General features: G+C 48.7%; 13 protein-coding genes. 9 read left to right on the forward strand and 4 right to left on the reverse strand.

The annotated features are described in order from the left end of the window. The first annotated feature begins 15 nt into the window (after nucleotides 1–15). The 9 genes from recJ to ACJJI0_RS00495 all read left to right on the forward strand — a co-directional run bounded on the left by recJ (nucleotide 16) and on the right by ACJJI0_RS00495 (nucleotide 9,697). Entirely contained in the window at nucleotides 16–1,743 is a 1,728-nt protein-coding gene (gene recJ, locus ACJJI0_RS00455; RefSeq protein WP_444884193.1) for a single-stranded-DNA-specific exonuclease RecJ, read from the forward strand. Nucleotides 1,744–1,820: 77 nt separating this feature from the next. Further along, nucleotides 1,821–2,732, forward strand: coding sequence for a DMT family transporter (locus tag ACJJI0_RS00460; RefSeq protein ID WP_444884194.1), 912 nt, complete (start codon nucleotides 1,821–1,823; stop codon nucleotides 2,730–2,732). A 9-nt stretch (nucleotides 2,733–2,741) separates the two neighbouring features. Continuing rightward, entirely contained in the window at nucleotides 2,742–3,362 is a 621-nt protein-coding gene (locus ACJJI0_RS00465) for a LysE family translocator (protein ID WP_444884195.1), read from the forward strand. 33 nt (nucleotides 3,363–3,395) lie between these two features. Beyond that, entirely contained in the window at nucleotides 3,396–3,845 is a 450-nt protein-coding gene (locus tag ACJJI0_RS00470; protein WP_444884196.1) for a hypothetical protein, read from the forward strand. A gap of 37 nt (nucleotides 3,846–3,882) precedes the next feature. Further along, complete coding sequence (locus tag ACJJI0_RS00475) at nucleotides 3,883–4,278, forward strand: MerR family transcriptional regulator (RefSeq protein ID WP_444884197.1); 396 nt, start codon at nucleotides 3,883–3,885, stop codon at nucleotides 4,276–4,278. 100 nt (nucleotides 4,279–4,378) lie between these two features. After that, nucleotides 4,379–5,474, forward strand: a protein-coding gene (gene prfB / locus ACJJI0_RS00480; protein WP_157533496.1) for a peptide chain release factor 2 whose coding sequence is annotated in 2 segments (ribosomal slippage) — nucleotides 4,379–4,450 and nucleotides 4,452–5,474 — 1,095 coding nt in all. Because the reading frame shifts where the segments join, the coding sequence is not laid out codon by codon here. Between the two features lie 84 nt (nucleotides 5,475–5,558). After that, on the forward strand, nucleotides 5,559–7,043 hold the full coding sequence (gene lysS, locus ACJJI0_RS00485) for a lysine--tRNA ligase (protein WP_444884198.1): 1,485 nt from the start codon (nucleotides 5,559–5,561) through the stop codon (nucleotides 7,041–7,043). A gap of 169 nt (nucleotides 7,044–7,212) precedes the next feature. Further along, a complete protein-coding gene (locus ACJJI0_RS00490) occupies nucleotides 7,213–8,079 on the forward strand; it encodes a hypothetical protein (RefSeq protein ID WP_444884199.1) in 867 nt (288 codons plus the stop codon). Between the two features lie 1,189 nt (nucleotides 8,080–9,268). Continuing rightward, nucleotides 9,269–9,697, forward strand: coding sequence for an MAPEG family protein (locus ACJJI0_RS00495; RefSeq protein WP_444884200.1), 429 nt, complete (start codon nucleotides 9,269–9,271; stop codon nucleotides 9,695–9,697). Between the two features lie 1,033 nt (nucleotides 9,698–10,730). Here the strand turns inward: ACJJI0_RS00495 and ACJJI0_RS00500 are convergent. The 4 genes from ACJJI0_RS00500 to ACJJI0_RS00515 all read right to left on the reverse strand — a co-directional run bounded on the left by ACJJI0_RS00500 (nucleotide 10,731) and on the right by ACJJI0_RS00515 (nucleotide 15,603). Further along, the gene (locus ACJJI0_RS00500; RefSeq protein WP_444884201.1) at nucleotides 10,731–12,083 is read right to left on the reverse strand and encodes a HupE/UreJ family protein; all 1,353 of its coding nucleotides are present in this window, start codon (nucleotides 12,081–12,083) and stop codon (nucleotides 10,731–10,733) included. Nucleotides 12,084–12,113: 30 nt separating this feature from the next. Then, the gene (locus ACJJI0_RS00505; RefSeq protein ID WP_444884202.1) at nucleotides 12,114–13,865 is read right to left on the reverse strand and encodes a hypothetical protein; all 1,752 of its coding nucleotides are present in this window, start codon (nucleotides 13,863–13,865) and stop codon (nucleotides 12,114–12,116) included. 365 nt (nucleotides 13,866–14,230) lie between these two features. After that, nucleotides 14,231–14,842, reverse strand: coding sequence for a TPM domain-containing protein (locus ACJJI0_RS00510; RefSeq protein WP_444884203.1), 612 nt, complete (start codon nucleotides 14,840–14,842; stop codon nucleotides 14,231–14,233). Next, entirely contained in the window at nucleotides 14,842–15,603 is a 762-nt protein-coding gene (locus ACJJI0_RS00515) for a TPM domain-containing protein (RefSeq protein ID WP_444884204.1), read from the reverse strand. Before ACJJI0_RS00515 ends, ACJJI0_RS00510 begins: the two co-directional genes overlap by 1 nt. Nucleotides 15,604–15,614: the final 11 nt, after the last annotated feature.

Genomic DNA, 15,614 nt, shown 5'->3' on the forward strand with positions numbered 1-15,614 from the left:
AATAGCTGAGAGAGAATGAATACAACAATTCAGCGGCGGCCAGTGGATTTTTCCACTGGCCGTTTTGCTTCTGAAACCCCCAAAATTTTGCAGAGGGTACTGCTAGGTCGCGGTATCGTCAGCGAGGAGGCCCTGGACCACAGTCTCGCCAAGCTGCAGCAACCCCAGTCGATGCGGGGGCTGGATACAGCGGTGACACTGCTGGTGGAAGCCGTGCGGGCGCAGCAAAAAATCTTGATCGTCGGTGACTTCGATGCCGATGGTGCCACCAGCAGCACGCTCGCCGTGCTGGCACTGGGGGCCATGGGTGCGCCGGGCGTGGACTTCCTGGTGCCGAACCGCTTTGATTTTGGTTACGGCCTCACCCCGGAAATCGTAGAGGTGGCCAAGGATTACGCCCCGGATATGCTGATCACTGTGGATAACGGCATCAGCAGCATTGATGGGGTGGCGGCGGCCAAGGCCGCAGGCATGACAGTGATCGTAACCGATCACCACCTGCCCGGCAGTGAGCTGCCGGATGCCGATGCCATTGTGAACCCGAACCAGCCGAACTGTGATTTCCCCAGTAAGAATCTCGCCGGTGTGGGAGTTATCTTTTACCTGTTGAGTCGTCTACGCAGTGCCCTGCAGGAATGCGGTTGGTTTGCGCAGAGCGGTATCGCTCCGCCGAATATGGCTGAATATCTCGATTTGGTGGCGCTCGGCACTGTCGCTGACCTGGTGCCGCTGGATCACAACAACCGCATTCTGGTGCACCAGGGTATCGCCCGTATTCGTTCCGGGCGCTGCCGACCCGGTATTTCCGCTTTATTAGAGGTGGCCGGGCGAGACCAACGCAGGCTTTCCACCACCGATATTGGTTTTATCCTGGGGCCACGTATCAATGCGGCCGGGCGCCTGGATGATATTGGCACAGGCATCCGCTGCCTCCTGACCCGCGATCCCAGTGAAGCTCGTGAGTTGGCGGGGGAGCTGGATATGCTCAACCGGGACCGCAAGGCCATAGAGCAGGGTATGCAGCGGGAAGCTCTAGCGGCGTTGGAAGAACTGCAGCTGGAGGGGGAAATTCCCTGGAGCCTGTGTCTCTACGATGCCAATTGGCATCAAGGGGTGGTGGGTATTCTTGCCAGTCGTATCAAGGAGAAATTCCACCGCCCGGTAATTGCCTTTGCCGAAGGGGATAACGGCCTGGTAAAAGGCTCGGCACGTTCCATACCCGGCTTGCATATCCGCGATGCCCTGAGCGATGTGGCCGCAGCCAATCCTGAGCTGATCAGTAAATTCGGCGGTCATGCCATGGCCGCAGGGTTGAGTCTGCCTGCACAAAACCTCGATGCTTTCCGGGCGGAGTTTGAACGAGTGGTGCGCAAGCGCCTGGATGAGAATCAATTGCAGGCCGTGATCGATTCCGATGGTGAATTGGATATTGCAGACTACACCCTGCAAACCGCGGCCCTGTTGCGTGCCTGTGCCCCCTGGGGGCAGGCGTTTCCCGAGCCGGTCTTCGATGGCGAGTTTCTATTGCTTCAGCAACGCATTGTCGGCGAGCGGCACCTGAAAATGGTGGTCGCTCCGCCGCAGGCGCCACAGCTGGCCCTTGATGCCATTGCTTTTAATATAGATACAGACCAGTGGCCGCAGCCCACCGAGCGAGTGCGCCTGGCTTACAAGTTAGACGTCAATGAATTTCGTGGGCGCGAATCCCTGCAATTAATGGTGAGCCTGCTGGAGGCTATATAGGAGCACCTTTCGGAAAGTTGTGAATTGCTTGGAGCTTGTTCACAACAGTAATAAAAAGTGGTTGGAAGTAAAAAGTAGTGAAACGTAAACAAGTCCAGGCCGAAGTCCTTCTGTTATTAGCCGCTCTTTTCTGGGGCGTCGCCTTTGTGCCACAAAAGATCGCCATGGCAGATATTGAGCCGTTGGCGTTCAATGCCTGGCGCTTTATCCTCGGCGGCCTTATTTTAGTGCCTATCGTTTATTGGCTATCTTCGCGCAGAGATGCCCAACCTGGCGAGGCGAACGGACATACCGTTAGCCACCGCTGGAGAGCCTGTTTACCCGGCGGTGCTCTACTCGGTTTTTGGTTGTTCCTAGGTGCGGCGCTGCAACAGATCAGCCTGCTCTACACCACTGCTGGCCGCGCTGGTTTTATCACCGGGTTTTACCTCCTGTTGGTGCCGGTTATCGGTTTGTCCCTCGGGCATAAAACCAATCGCTGGACTTGGGGCGGTATTGGTCTGGCTTTATTTGGCCTCTACTGGCTGGCGGACTTCAGTGAAGAATCTCAGTTAGTTGGCGACCTGATGGTGTTTGCCAGTGCTTTTGTCTTCGCCATCCAGGTGCTCTCTGCGGATCGCTTGGTGAAACGCTACGATGCACTGCGTCTGGCCTGTATTCAGTTTCTGGTCTGTGGTCTGTTGTCGGCCCTGGCATCCCTCTTCACCGAGCAGGCAACGATACAATCCGCTGTGGATGCGGCCTGGCCGATCGCCTACATGATGATTTTCTCCACTGCGCTGGCATTTACTTTCCAGTTGTTGGCTCAGCGCCATGCGGCACCATCCCACGCCACGGTGATTATGAGCCTGGAGGCGGTGTTTGCTCTAGCGGCAGGCTGGTTATTCCTTAATGAGATGCTTAACACCACAGAATTGATTGGCTGTGGCCTGATGCTGGCTGGGATGCTGGTAAGCCATTATGGGAACCACAGTGGTACCCATCACTAGGAAAATACAATGGAATTGTCTGTACTCGCGCTTTTTGTCCCCGCCAGCTTTTTTGCCTCGGTAACCCCGGGACTGTGCATGATGCTGGCCCTAAGCCTTGGTATTACGGTGGGGGTGCGCCACACCCTGTGGATGATGGTTGGCGAGCTGGTAGGAGTAGCGCTAGTGGCCTTGGCTACGGTGCTCGGTGCGGCGGTGGTAATGGTGCAGTATCCCACTGTATTTCAGCTATTTAAATACTGCGGCGGTGCCTACCTCGCCTGGATGGGCATACAGATGTGGCGTTCCCGGGGGCAGCTGGCTTCTCTTGATGCGGCACAGGGGCGCGCCCGGCCCTCCGCAAAAGCGCTGATGGTTCAGGGGTTTATTACTGCGGTTGCAAATCCTAAGGGGTGGGCCTTCTTTATTGCTCTGTTGCCGCCCTTTATCAACCAAAGCAAGCCCTTGGCACCGCAGCTTTCTATGTTGATCGCCACCATACTGTTGCTGGAAACCTTGTGTTTGCTGATTTACGCTGGGGGTGGTCAGGCCCTCAGTCGCCTGCTGGAACGCGCTGAAAATGTACGTTTAATTAACCGTATTTCCGGTACTTTGATGTTACTGGTGGGAGCCTGGCTGGCGCTGTCTTAAGCTGGGTGGCCATTGCTTTATGGAGGAAGTGTGATGGTGAAAATAAAATTGTCTGCTTTGCTGGTGCTGACTTTACTGGCTATGGCGGCCTGCGGTGGAGCCAAGGAGGAAAAGGCTATGGAAAATCAGGTAGAGAATACCCCGGGCTCCAGTCAGCCAGAGGTGACGTCCAACCCTCCCGCAACTAGGTCGGGCGAACTGGTTTGGGTCTATCGCAAGAGTGGCCGCAAGCAGTGTGAGGGCGGTGGCATGACTTTACAGCAGAGTCAGGCCAAGTTACGGGAAAATGGTTTGATGGTGCAGGAATCCCGCTGCGGTGTGCGCACAGATCGAATGTTTCCGGCTGTCTGTGGTGCGCCCACAGGGGATATATTGTTGCACTTGATCAGTATGGATGCTCTGGATGCCGCCCTGGAGCTGGGTTACGACCCCGCCGAAAAGATGCAGTATCAATTTTCCCAGTGCCGGGATAACAGCGCTTAAGGGTAAACTCTAGTGGTCAATAGGTTGGGAGTTGGCAGTGAATATTTCTCAGGCGGCACAGCATTCGGGGCTCAGTAGTAAGGCCCTGCGCCACTATGAATCGATCGGTTTGGTGACTCCCGCGCGCAAGGCCAATGGCTACCGCCATTACACCGAGGACAATCTGGAGACCTTGCGCTTTATCCAGCGCGCTCGCGCCTGCGGCTTCTCCATAGAGGAGGTACGCACTCTGTTGGGGCTTAAGGGTAATCCCGAGCGACACAGCCGTGAAACCAAGCAGTTGGTGCACGAAAAACTCTCCATGCTAGAAACCCAGTTGCGCGATATGTTGGCAATGCGTGAAACCCTACATTCGTTTATCGACAGTTGTGCCGGTGATGACTCACCGGACTGCGCGATTTTGCAGAAGTTATCCGGTCAGTTCTGCAAATAGGGATTTTGCGCAATTTACAGCGGCTGGCTGACTGGAAGGACCCCCGCGCGCTGCGGTAGAATGCGCGCCGCTTTTTATTTTGTCCGGACACCGAAAGTTCATGGAAATCAATCCCCTCCTCAATCAATTAAAAGACCTCGAAGAGCGCACTGACGTTCTTAGGGGGTATCTTTGACTACGCCAGCAAGAAAGAACGCCTTACCGAAGTAGAGCTGGAGCTGGCTGAGCCAAGCGTTTGGGACGACCCCAACCGCGCACAGGAACTGGGGCGCGAGCGCTCTTCCCTGGAAACGGTGGTGAATACCATCGAAAACCTCGACTCCGGCATTGCCGATTGCCGCGAACTGTTGGAAATGGCAGTCGAGGAAAATGATGAGGACTCCGTAGGGGAGGTCTCCACTGAGATCGAAGGTCTCCAGCAGCAGCTGGGGATTCTGGAATTCCGCCGTATGTTCTCCGGCGAGAATGACGAGAACAATGCCTACCTGGATATTCAGGCTGGCTCCGGCGGTACCGAGGCCCAGGACTGGGCGGAAATGATCCTGCGTATGTACCTGCGCTGGGGTGAAGCCCACGGCTTCAAGACCACCCTGGAAGAGGTCTCCGCGGGGGAAGTGGCCGGTATCAAAAGTGCCACTGTGCATTTCGCCGGCGACCACGCGTTCGGATGGCTGCGCACAGAAACCGGTGTACATCGCCTGGTGCGCAAATCGCCGTTTGATTCCGGCAACCGCCGTCACACTTCTTTCAGCTCGGTATTTGTGTCACCGGAAATCGATGACAATATCGAGATTGAAATCGACAAATCCCAGGTGCGTGAAGACACCTATCGCGCGTCCGGCGCCGGTGGTCAGCACGTGAACAAAACCGATTCTGCGGTGCGTTTGACCCACACAGAATCCGGTATCGTCGTGCAGTGCCAGAGCGAGCGCTCCCAGCACCAGAACCGCGATAAAGCCTGGAAAATGCTGCGCGCAAAAATGTACGAGCAGGAAATGCTCAAGCGCAACGCAGAGAAGCAGGCCATGGAAGACAGCAAGGCCGACATCGGTTGGGGCAGCCAGATCCGCTCCTACGTGTTGGACGACCAGCGTATCAAGGACCTGCGCACCAGTGTCCAGACCAGCAACTGCCAGGCAGTACTGGATGGAGACCTGGACCAGTTTATCGAAGCCAGCCTCAAAGCCGGCCTCTGATTTAAAGACTCCACTCTCACCGCGCCCCTCGTCTCTCACTAATGGGACGAGGGGTAATATCACTCACAAAACTGATAGATCACCATGACTGATATCCAGCAAGACGAAAACAAACTGATCGCCGAGCGCCGCACCAAGCTTTCCGCTCTACGCGAGAAGGGCAATGCTTTCCCCAACAGTTTTCGCCGCGAGAACCTCGCTGCCGACCTGCAAACTGAGTTCGGCGATAAACAGAAAGAGGAGCTGGAAGAACTGGGTAAACGGGCGTGCGTAGCGGGGCGAATCCTGGCTAAACGCGGACCCTTTATGGTGATCCAGGATGTATCTGATCGCATCCAGCTCTATGCCGATAAAGCGGCACAAAAAGATATTAAAGAGCGCTTCGGTGCCTGGGATATCGGCGATATCGTCGGCGTAAAAGGCACACTGCACAAATCCGGCAAGGGCGATCTCTACGTCAACTGTGAAGAGTACAGCCTGCTAACCAAAGCGCTGCGCCCGCTGCCGGAAAAATTCCACGGCATCGCCGACCAGGAAATGCGTTATCGCCAGCGCTACGTGGACCTGATCGCCACGCCGGAAGCCCGCGAAGTGTTCCGAGTGCGCTCTAAAGTGATTGAGTACATCCGCGACTTCCTCAACGCCCAGCAGTTTATGGAAGTGGAAACACCCATGCTGCAAGTTATTCCCGGTGGTGCCAGCGCGCGTCCGTTCGTTACCCACCACAATGCGCTGGATATCGATATGTACCTGCGTATTGCCCCGGAGCTGTACCTGAAGCGTCTGGTTGTGGGTGGTTTTGAGCGGGTTTACGAGATCAACCGCAACTTCCGCAACGAGGGTCTGTCCACGCGCCACAACCCCGAATTCACCATGCTTGAGTTTTACCAGGCGTACGCGGACTACAATGACCTGATGGATCTCACCGAGAAGATGCTGCGCGGTATCTGTGAAGATGTACTGGGCTCCACCACTGTGGAATACCAGGACAGCAGCTACGACTTCTCCAAGCCGTTCGCGCGGTTGTCTGTGTTCGACTCCATCCTGAACTACAACCCGGAACTGACTGCGGCTGATATCGACAATATCGAATCCGCCCGCGCGGTAGCCGAGAAGCTGGAAATCCCGCTGAAAGATAGCTGGGGCCTGGGTAAGGTACAGATCGAGATCTTCGAGAAGACTGTAGAGCACCGTCTCGACCAGCCGACCTTTATCACTGAGTACCCAACCGAAGTGTCTCCGTTGGCTCGCCGCAACGATGACAATCCGTTTGTCACCGACCGCTTTGAATTCTTCGTTGGCGGCCGCGAGATTGCCAATGGTTTCTCCGAGTTGAACGACGCGGAAGATCAGGCTGAACGCTTCAAAGCCCAGGTTGCGGAGAAAGATGCCGGTGACGACGAAGCCATGCACTACGACGCCGACTATATCCGCGCGCTGGAATACGGCCTGCCGCCCACCGCTGGTGAGGGCATCGGTATCGACCGTCTGGTAATGCTGTTTACCAACTCTCCATCGATTCGCGACGTACTGCTGTTCCCGCATATGCGCCCTGAAGCGAACGACTAAGCGAACAAAAACGTAAACCCTGCGCACTATCCCAAGTGCCTACAGCTGCCGCGCCATTTCCGGCGCGGTGCTTTCCCTTCGGTCAATTCCCCGCCTGGCTATCGCTATCTATTCTTAATGGATGCTTATTGAGATTGAACCTCGGTAAAACCATTAAATGGAGATGCTCTTGTCAGTAATAAGGGCGGTGGCAATTATTTCTGGATTAATAGCGCTTTTTTTTTCGTGTGCAATTTCAGCCCAATATGCGCCTCAGAGCCGCCCCCCTGCGACAACCGTAGATGACTGGCGCTTTGCGGCCACCCCCTACATTTTTCTGCCACTTCGCACCAAAGGAAAGGCCACAGTGGCGGATACCACTGTGGATGTAGATCTGAACTTAAGAAAAACCCTAGAGCTCCTGAATGCGGCTTTTTCTGTACGTTTGGAAGCTTGGAGAGGACGCTTTGGCCTGGTTTCGGACCTCTATTATGTACACCTCAATTTAAATGAGGGCACAACGATTGCGCCACCCCGAAATCCCCAGTTGGATATAGATGTTGATATCGATGTGAATGTGGATGTTCATCAGGCGTGGGTGGCTGCATTTGGCGCTTACCGGGTACTGCAAGGCCATTTTGGCGAAAGCGAGCGGCGCTATTTTTGGGATATAGGCGTGGGTGTACGTTGGAATCGCCTGAGGCAGGAAGTGAAAGCCCGCGTGGGTATTGATATCGGCAGAATGCCAGAAATCCAAAATCGTTTGGGCGGCCGCAAAAGTTGGTGGGAGCCGACTATTGGTACCCGTGTGGGCTTTGCTGTGAATGACTGCCTGACCCTGGGGGCGCGTACCGAAATCGGCGGTTTTGGAGCTGGTGGTGATGATTTGCAGTGGAATCTATTGGCAGGATTAGACTGGCGCGCCTGGAAAACCACCTCATTGCGCCTGGGCTACCAATATTACAGTATTAATTATTCTGATCGACTTTCTGATGGTCGCTTTGCCTATGATATTACCCAGCATGGACCCTATCTAGCGGTGACCTGGCGCTGGTAAATAGAATAGTTTTTTGTTTCTGCGCTGAGATTGGTTTCCCTTTATAAATACCTCTTATTAGTGATTAATGTCTGTTAAAAAATTTTCCGTGATCAATTTTTTAAAGTGGGCGCTGATAGGGGTGAAAATATAAAAAATGATTCTATTTAGTTCTAACGTTCTATTTTTGTGGTTGATTGACTTGCTGGAAATTTTAAGCCAGGAGCGAATTTCCATATTAGATGACAGCTATGATAATGATGGTTGAAATTATCACTTTATGAGTCTGCAAGGATATATGAAATTATATTGTGTAAGGCTATTAGAGATAATGCAGGCGCGTTTTTATGTTGTGGCAGTTCTATCAATATCATCAGAGCTCCTTTAATTTGGAAGATATTGATAGTAGAGGTCGGTACGATATAGATGAAGAGCATCCAAGTGATGTGATATCTGGCAACGAAGAATGTGATGCATATATATTCTGATTGAAAGTGGGGTTGCTGGTTTTGTAGTTATGGAGCAAGCCGAAATTATTGGGATGTAAATGCCGGAATTGCCTGATATCTTTATTCTTCCAGAATATCGCAATCAAGGGGTGGTAAGTAAAATGGTTAGTGGTATGTGACGCAGTCTATTTGGGGGATATTTTTTCACTTTAGTTTTTGGGGTGTTTTTTCAAAATTAATGTAGCAAAAGTCAGTAAGCTTGAGTCCTCTGAAGCTCCAGAGTTTTATGAGTGTATGGTAACAAATATCAAATAAATATAGGTGTTTTTTAAATGTAAGTTTTTGTTGTGCAGCAATATTTTTATAAAGTTGATTTGCTGTACGTGATAAATGGAGTTGGGGGTTTGGTTTCTGTAAGGTGAATGATAGGATTGTTGAAATGTTGCTTATTGCGCTTGAGTTGATAGGGTCTGAGGCCGGTACCCTTGCTGTGCTAGATATTTGATAAAAGTTAGGAGTAACAGAAAAATATCGATGAGCATAGAGGTCAATTCCTGGGTTTTTAAGAAAGTTAGACGTTAATGTTGTTGAATTGCAGTTTGATGGTTGAGGGAATCCGTACCTGCTTTTGCATGTTGAGTTAGATTAAGTTTTATAGCTATGAGTTGGTGGGTGAGGTGATGTAACTTAAGCTTCGTAATTTTGCTTCCCTAATGGTCCAGTGCATTATTGGAAATAAAAATTTAACTATTGGAAATAAGATGAATTCAACGGTTCAATTAATTCAACCGGTGGTGGCTTTGCTGGTTTGGTCAATGGTTATGTGGTTTTGGATGTATGCAACAAGATTGCCGGCGATTGCATCCATGAAAATGAAGTTGGACTCTGAAGTGCCATCCGGAGTCCAAATGTCACAGCTTCCGGCAAGGGTTAGATGGAAGGCTGATAATTATAATCATTTAATGGATCAGCCTACTCTATTTTACGCAGCAGTTTTCTCATTGGCTTTTCTAGGCGCAGTCACGGAGTTTATCGTTTATACTGCTTGGACATATGTGGGTTTAAGAGTGATTCATAGTCTTGTTCAGGTTTTAGTGAATAAAATAGAATTTCGCTTTGTTGTCTTCGTTTTATCCAATATTCCCTTAGTAATCATAATATGTAAAGCAGCGATTCAAGCCTTTAAATAGTGACTAAAAAAGCAAAACTATTCGTTATATTTTGGTGCTTGTTATTGGTTGAGGTGATATTACCTTGGCAAAGCTAATCTGATTTGCTGTGTGGCCACTGGCCTCGTTTTGCTGTCGAAGAAAGAGTGCTTTACCAACTCATCTGCTAAGGATCATCATGTCTCCCGAGATTGAATGTTTGTAAGTTGCAAATGGAGGAAAGCATCTTTTTGGCTACTAGTATTTGTTCTAGATTGACCTAGCCTAAGAGCAGGCCCTCTTGTTTGTGGGGTAGGTGGTTTTAATTCTTGGTAACTAGGGGGTAGCATCCCCATTTTTTTCTGTGTAAGTTTCCTGTTATTCGATTTTAGCCCATTTAATGGAAATAGTATTGTCGATTAATGGGCAAATAATACAAGGAGCTGCTCTTCTAGGGTGTAGATTTGGTAGTTATGCATGCTGAGAGGCCTCCAGTGGGGCTGTAGCGAAGTGAATTTATTTATCCCAGCTTATTCAGTGCAAAATACATAAAAGTCTGTAAGTGTTTCCAGTGTTGGAGGGCATTTAGACGTCCATGTAGAAACCCTGATTCAATTAAGTAAATGCAATCTGACTCGAAAATACACTAAGTTATTAATGGTAGGTTTTTAATTTATAATGATATCGGTGACTTTCTCCTTTAGGCTAAAAGATACTATTCGTTCTGAGATGTCCATATGTTATATGGATGCTATTTTCATTCAGCTCTAAGTAGGGTGTGATCGAATTTGTTTTTGGTTATGAGGCAGGGGGGAGTGGGTAATGGCGTGCAGAATGCACTCTGCTGGTGAGTTTAATAAGACCACTTGTGGGCGAATAGCAGTGATTATAAAAAATAATACCTTGTTGTTGGCCTGTTCCATTGAGTCTATAGGAGTGGTTACCTTTTCGGTTCTTGGTTACAAATCCAGTAAATAGAGTGCTGCTTGATTTGTGGCTGTCTTTAACTTTAAATCGTTAGATTTATTGTTCAATATAATGAGGCTTATAACTTCCTCTCTGGTAAAATCATGAATTAGATTTTACTGTTGCTGATTGTAATATTGGTTCTGGATTGGTTTTCTTGCTGTATTACGTTCACCAATTCATAACCCCTCTCAAAAGTCCAGAGTAAGGCAATGGCACAGCATATAGTGGCAATTGTGTAGCGTAGGTTAGATTCCCAGTTTTTCTGTCGAAGTCTGGCCAAATAAAGCAGAGGCCAGATTGCTAAAATTATTAAAATTTGACCAGCCTCTACGCCGAGATTAAAGGCTAACAAGCTCTGCCAAATATTAGGTGAATTGATGTTGAGTATTTCATGTAATACAAAGGAAAATCCTAGTCCATGTAGTAGGCCCAGCATCAAGGACGTCAAAAAAATTGTACGCTCGGTGGATATAGAGGTGATCGATTTTTGTCTCATTGAAAGCCAGGCAATATAAATTATGGAAATGGCGATTCCGGTTTCAATCAGTGGGACAAACCAGACAGTGTTAGGAATAAAACCAAAGAAACCTACGGATAGGGTAATACTGTGGCCGATAGTGAAGGCCGTGACACGCCAGAATAATAAGGGGAGAGCGAGGGCACCAAGACTAAGACAAAGTACAAAAAGCACATGATCTAGCCCCTGAATAATATGTACCATGCCCTCCTTTAGAAAGGTATTGATGGCATCTATACTGGAATAACGGATTTGAACAGGCTCTCGCATTAGCCCCCTAGAGCGGAAAATCTGGATTTTCCCAGGGTTATAACTGAGGATTAAATTTGCAGTATTTTCTTGATCGGGAAGCCCTGGATTCAGGGAGCTAAAGAGTTGATATTCTTCCAGCGGTTGCTGAGTGGGGTAATGGATGTGGATATCAACCAGTGTGTCACTGACATGGAGCGAGTTGTTAAGTGCTCTCTGTACAAAGTTATTAGAAAGGGCTCGTTTTGCCTCTGCAAGTGTGGCAAAGGCTGGCTCGTTGCCAATAGGATAAAGGCGTACTGACTTTACATGCCCTTTAAGCTCCTGATCAGTAGAGAGGATATGTGTCGCTGCTGCGGCAATATTGCCCAGCCCCTCAGGGTGGATTGTGAACTGTTCGACATCCACATAGTGAACCAATCGATCATTTTCCAGGCTGTTGCGAGTATATGGTACTTGATATGGAATTTTCCCCGAGTAGGGATCAATACCATGTTGCGCCTTATCCGCCAGTAAATAGGAAAGAGGCAGTCTCATATAGAGGCTGGCTCCATTGGCGCTGTGCTCAATATGTAGAATTCTTATATTTAGGTTTAGTGAAAAATGGGCTTCAGTGATTTGAGATATTACAGATAGGTGGAGAGCCAGAGCAAAAGAAAGGAGGTTAATTAAATTTGAGATATTTTTTTTCATAGCACTTGGTTATCAACTCTAGTGGCAACCTTATCGTATAGATAGTGGTGTAAAGGCGGATATCTTCCAATACTTGTCTGATTGGGTTATTTCTATACTTGCTCGAGTTTCTCGCGGTACTTGCTCCATATGTCCCCAGCTGTAATCTTCAATCATTGAATGCCACTTTCCAACAATTCTGAAAGTTTTATTTCCGTTCAGGACCATTTGATCTGCATGCTCAATTTCCAGGTCACGGATAGATCTAATAGAACCCTTATTGCCGCTGTTGGTTAGAGGTTGGTAAACTTGTGACAAGTTTTCGACGGTAAAATCAAATTTTTCGCTGCTTACTAGATTGGCAAGCTGATCGTTTAATTTTTCACTTTGAGGTTCTTCATAGGCAGCGGAAAGACGATCAAGTATTGTCTCGGTAATTTCTTTTATTTCTTGCTTGTTTATGGTGCCGGGCAGGGGGATGCGCAGTTCACTTGGAAGAGTGTAATAAATGGGTACGGCACAAATAATTACAATGCCGTAAAAGAGTATCGGATGTTTGTTTTTTGTCTCAACCTTTTTGCTTCGCAGGGTGAGAATGAAAAATACTGCAAAGCAGAAGGAGAAAAGCACCGCCATGGGTATGGCCGCTATGGTATTCTCAATAGGGATTGGATCACTATTGGGAGCACGGTAATCATATAAATAATTGCGCCATTGAATGTCGGGAAAGTCCGGCATAACATGCGTTGGGAAAGGACCTGCCGGATCTTGTATTAGTGTGGGAACTGATTTGATGGATTCTGTAAAGAGGTTCCAGTCGATAGTAACACTTTGTGGTAGCTCCTTAACATGATATTTTTCCCGGTAACCGATCAGTAATGAACCTATCTCGATTCGCTCATGCTCTCCTATTGCGGTAAAGCCTGTATCGTTTGCCTTGAGAAAAACTGTTTCTGTGCTGATAGGTTCAACCAGCGTTTGGTTGATACTAGTGGGATTTTTTTTCTGTAGGAATTTCTCTGTAGTTGCGCTTAATTCTTTTCTTCGCTTGGCTGTAAGGGGCTTCCAGGCATCAAAGGGTTGTTCGGTCCATTGTAATAAATCTCTTGGGCGCAATAAAATTTCGTGGCGAACCTGGCGAGGTTCCACATAGAGGAAAGATCTAAGGGGGTAGCGATTGTGCCGATTTATAGCTTGGTTTTCAAAGCGAGTATTCCAAGGATCTCCCCAATCAATTTTCAGCTTTTCTATTTGAGACAAATATTGAAAACTGCTTACGGATGTGTGGCCGTGTTGACTGGTAAATCCTATTGTGGCTAAGACAGCCCCATCGGAATCCAGTGGTGGACGTATTTCCAGATTGCTCAAGCCTTTTATTGGAAACTCGATATCTGCCAACAGTATGGTTTTGTCGGCTGGAAAATTCGGCCTTAGCAGGCCTGTCCTTGGATCTATTCTTCCCGCAAAAGGTGAGTTTCTCGGTTTTCTCTCGGCAATTCTGACAGAGGTTATAGTCGGCTCAATTTTACCCTCTGGGGAGTGCACCTCAATGGCGATCTCTTTTTGTGCAAGAGCAAGTCTAGCTATTTCATAAATACTCTTCGTAGGTGGTATTCCCGGCCAAAACGCGTTCGCATCAGCTGCAGAAATCTCTAGGCTGATATAAAGGTTGTTATTGAGTATCTCTATTTCTGCAATATTTGGTGCAGTCTCCGCACCGGTGAGATTGATATAATCGGCGCAGATAGTGGAGGACAGTGAAGCCGATATAAATAGCCAAATTGTAATTAAGATATTTCTCATTAGGTTTTCTAATTTTTTGGTTGCGAGGGATCACCGTCGTTACAGGAGTAACTAGTATTTGGCACTGGAATTTTTTGTGAGCTGGGTGCTTTTATACGGGTATTGAGGTTTTTATTTGACATGTTTTTTATGCTTAATATTGATTGACAAGTCCTGTTAAATTGGCGTGGATGACTTTGTTTTTATCTTGTTTGGTTTTTGCTTTTAATGGTTTTTATAAGTACATAATCACCATAAGCTTTAATTTTTCATAGGGATTATTGCTCCTTTACTGCAGCTTAGTAGAAGGAGTTGTTAAAGCGTAGGTATAGAAGTATTGTGGCGTTAAAATCACGCCTGAAGGGTAAGTAGGGCAGTAAATTAGGTTAGTTAATTAGAATCAGGTGGTTGGGTAACTCATCTTTCACAACACTACAGGGGGCTGCATCTTTTAATAAGTCTCCACATTGTGAAATACAGAGTAACAGTGCTTCCCCAGCCTTACCGCGCTTAATTTCCCGTACAAATTGCTCGATAATAACCTGCCAGTTGTCGTTGGATACATGCTGAGCCAAGCCGCGATCTGCCAGAATTTCTACATAGTGCTCCGCTTCACAAATAAAAATCAACAGACCCAGTCGATCTTTGGTGCTATGTAGTTCTTGTTCAAGAAATTGACGGCGGGCTAGGTTTGAGGCGCGCCAGTATTTGATCTTTTTGGGTACAAGGCGCATGGTTATCGGCCGCCAGCGAAACAGTACTGCCAGCGCGATAAAGAGAACCCACTGTAGCAGAAAGGCTTGCTGAAAGCTGAGCCACCAGGGTAGGAATTGGAATAGTGGCGATAACAGCAGGGTTAAGAAGGCAGCCCAAAGGGTGGAGATATACAAATAGTTATCGGCTTCCCGCGCGACAATAGCTACCAACTCCGCGTCGGTCTGGGTCTCCACTTCTTTGATGGCCTCCGCCACCTGGCGTTGATAGCTATTACTAAGCATTACCATCCTCCCGAAGCACCTCCTCCGCCAAATCCGCCACCTCCTCCACTAAATCCACCGCCTGTACCAGTCCCGGATAAGCCTCCTCTAGGGTGCCCCGCGCCAAAGCCTCCGCTACCATAGTAGCCGCCAAAGCGACCGCGTTTATAATTACGCCCATGAATTGGTGAGCTGAGGACCGAGCTACCAAACAGATGCAGCATTACCAGTAAGAGAAATAGCCCAACTACAAAGGCCAGGCGTCGGCCCTCCTTGGTCTCGATCGGTTCGGCCACATATTCGTTCTTGGTGGCGGCAATTATTGAGTTCACGCCGGCATTAATTCCACCGGCATAACTCCCTTTCTGGAATTCCGGCAGAACCTTGGTCTGAATAATATTGGCAGATAGCGCATCGGTGAGAGCACCTTCGAGGCCGTAGCCAACCTCAATTCGGAGCTTGCGCTCTTTGGGAGCTATCAAGAAGAGAATCCCATTGTTTTTCTTCTTGTGGCCCAGCTTCCACTCTCTTGCCAATTGATTGGCGTATTCCTCTATGGTGATACCCTGGAGCTCTGGGAGGGTGGCCACCACCAGTTGGTTACTGCTCTCAGATTCGTATTGCTGAATCAATTCTGTAAGTTTGTATCTCTCTTCGGCAGTTAGTAGCTCAGCTTTATCCACCACCCTCCCGGATAGAGGAGGGAGCTGTACCTCGGCCCATAGAGCCAAAGCCAGTAATGCTGTAATGAGCGTCAACAAGGTCAGAAGGGAGCGTGTCATAAGGGTTTCCC

The sequence above is a fragment of the Microbulbifer mixtoriginis (SeqCode) genome, from assembly GCF_052466695.1.

Excerpts from the sequence above, each read along its gene's own strand:
- ACJJI0_RS00510 (WP_444884203.1), bottom strand. The coding sequence starts at position 14,842 with ATGCTTAGTAATAGCTATCAACGCCAGGTGGCGGAGGCCATCAAAGAA.
- ACJJI0_RS00470 (WP_444884196.1), top strand. The coding sequence starts at position 3,396 with ATGGTGAAAATAAAATTGTCTGCTTTGCTGGTGCTGACTTTACTGGCT.
- ACJJI0_RS00465 (WP_444884195.1), top strand. The coding sequence starts at position 2,742 with ATGGAATTGTCTGTACTCGCGCTTTTTGTCCCCGCCAGCTTTTTTGCC.
- ACJJI0_RS00500 (WP_444884201.1), bottom strand. The coding sequence starts at position 12,083 with ATGAAAAAAAATATCTCAAATTTAATTAACCTCCTTTCTTTTGCTCTG.
- ACJJI0_RS00505 (WP_444884202.1), bottom strand. The coding sequence starts at position 13,865 with ATGAGAAATATCTTAATTACAATTTGGCTATTTATATCGGCTTCACTG.
- recJ (WP_444884193.1), top strand. The coding sequence starts at position 16 with ATGAATACAACAATTCAGCGGCGGCCAGTGGATTTTTCCACTGGCCGT.
- ACJJI0_RS00495 (WP_444884200.1), top strand. The coding sequence starts at position 9,269 with ATGAATTCAACGGTTCAATTAATTCAACCGGTGGTGGCTTTGCTGGTT.
- lysS (WP_444884198.1), top strand. The coding sequence starts at position 5,559 with ATGACTGATATCCAGCAAGACGAAAACAAACTGATCGCCGAGCGCCGC.
- ACJJI0_RS00515 (WP_444884204.1), bottom strand. The coding sequence starts at position 15,603 with ATGACACGCTCCCTTCTGACCTTGTTGACGCTCATTACAGCATTACTG.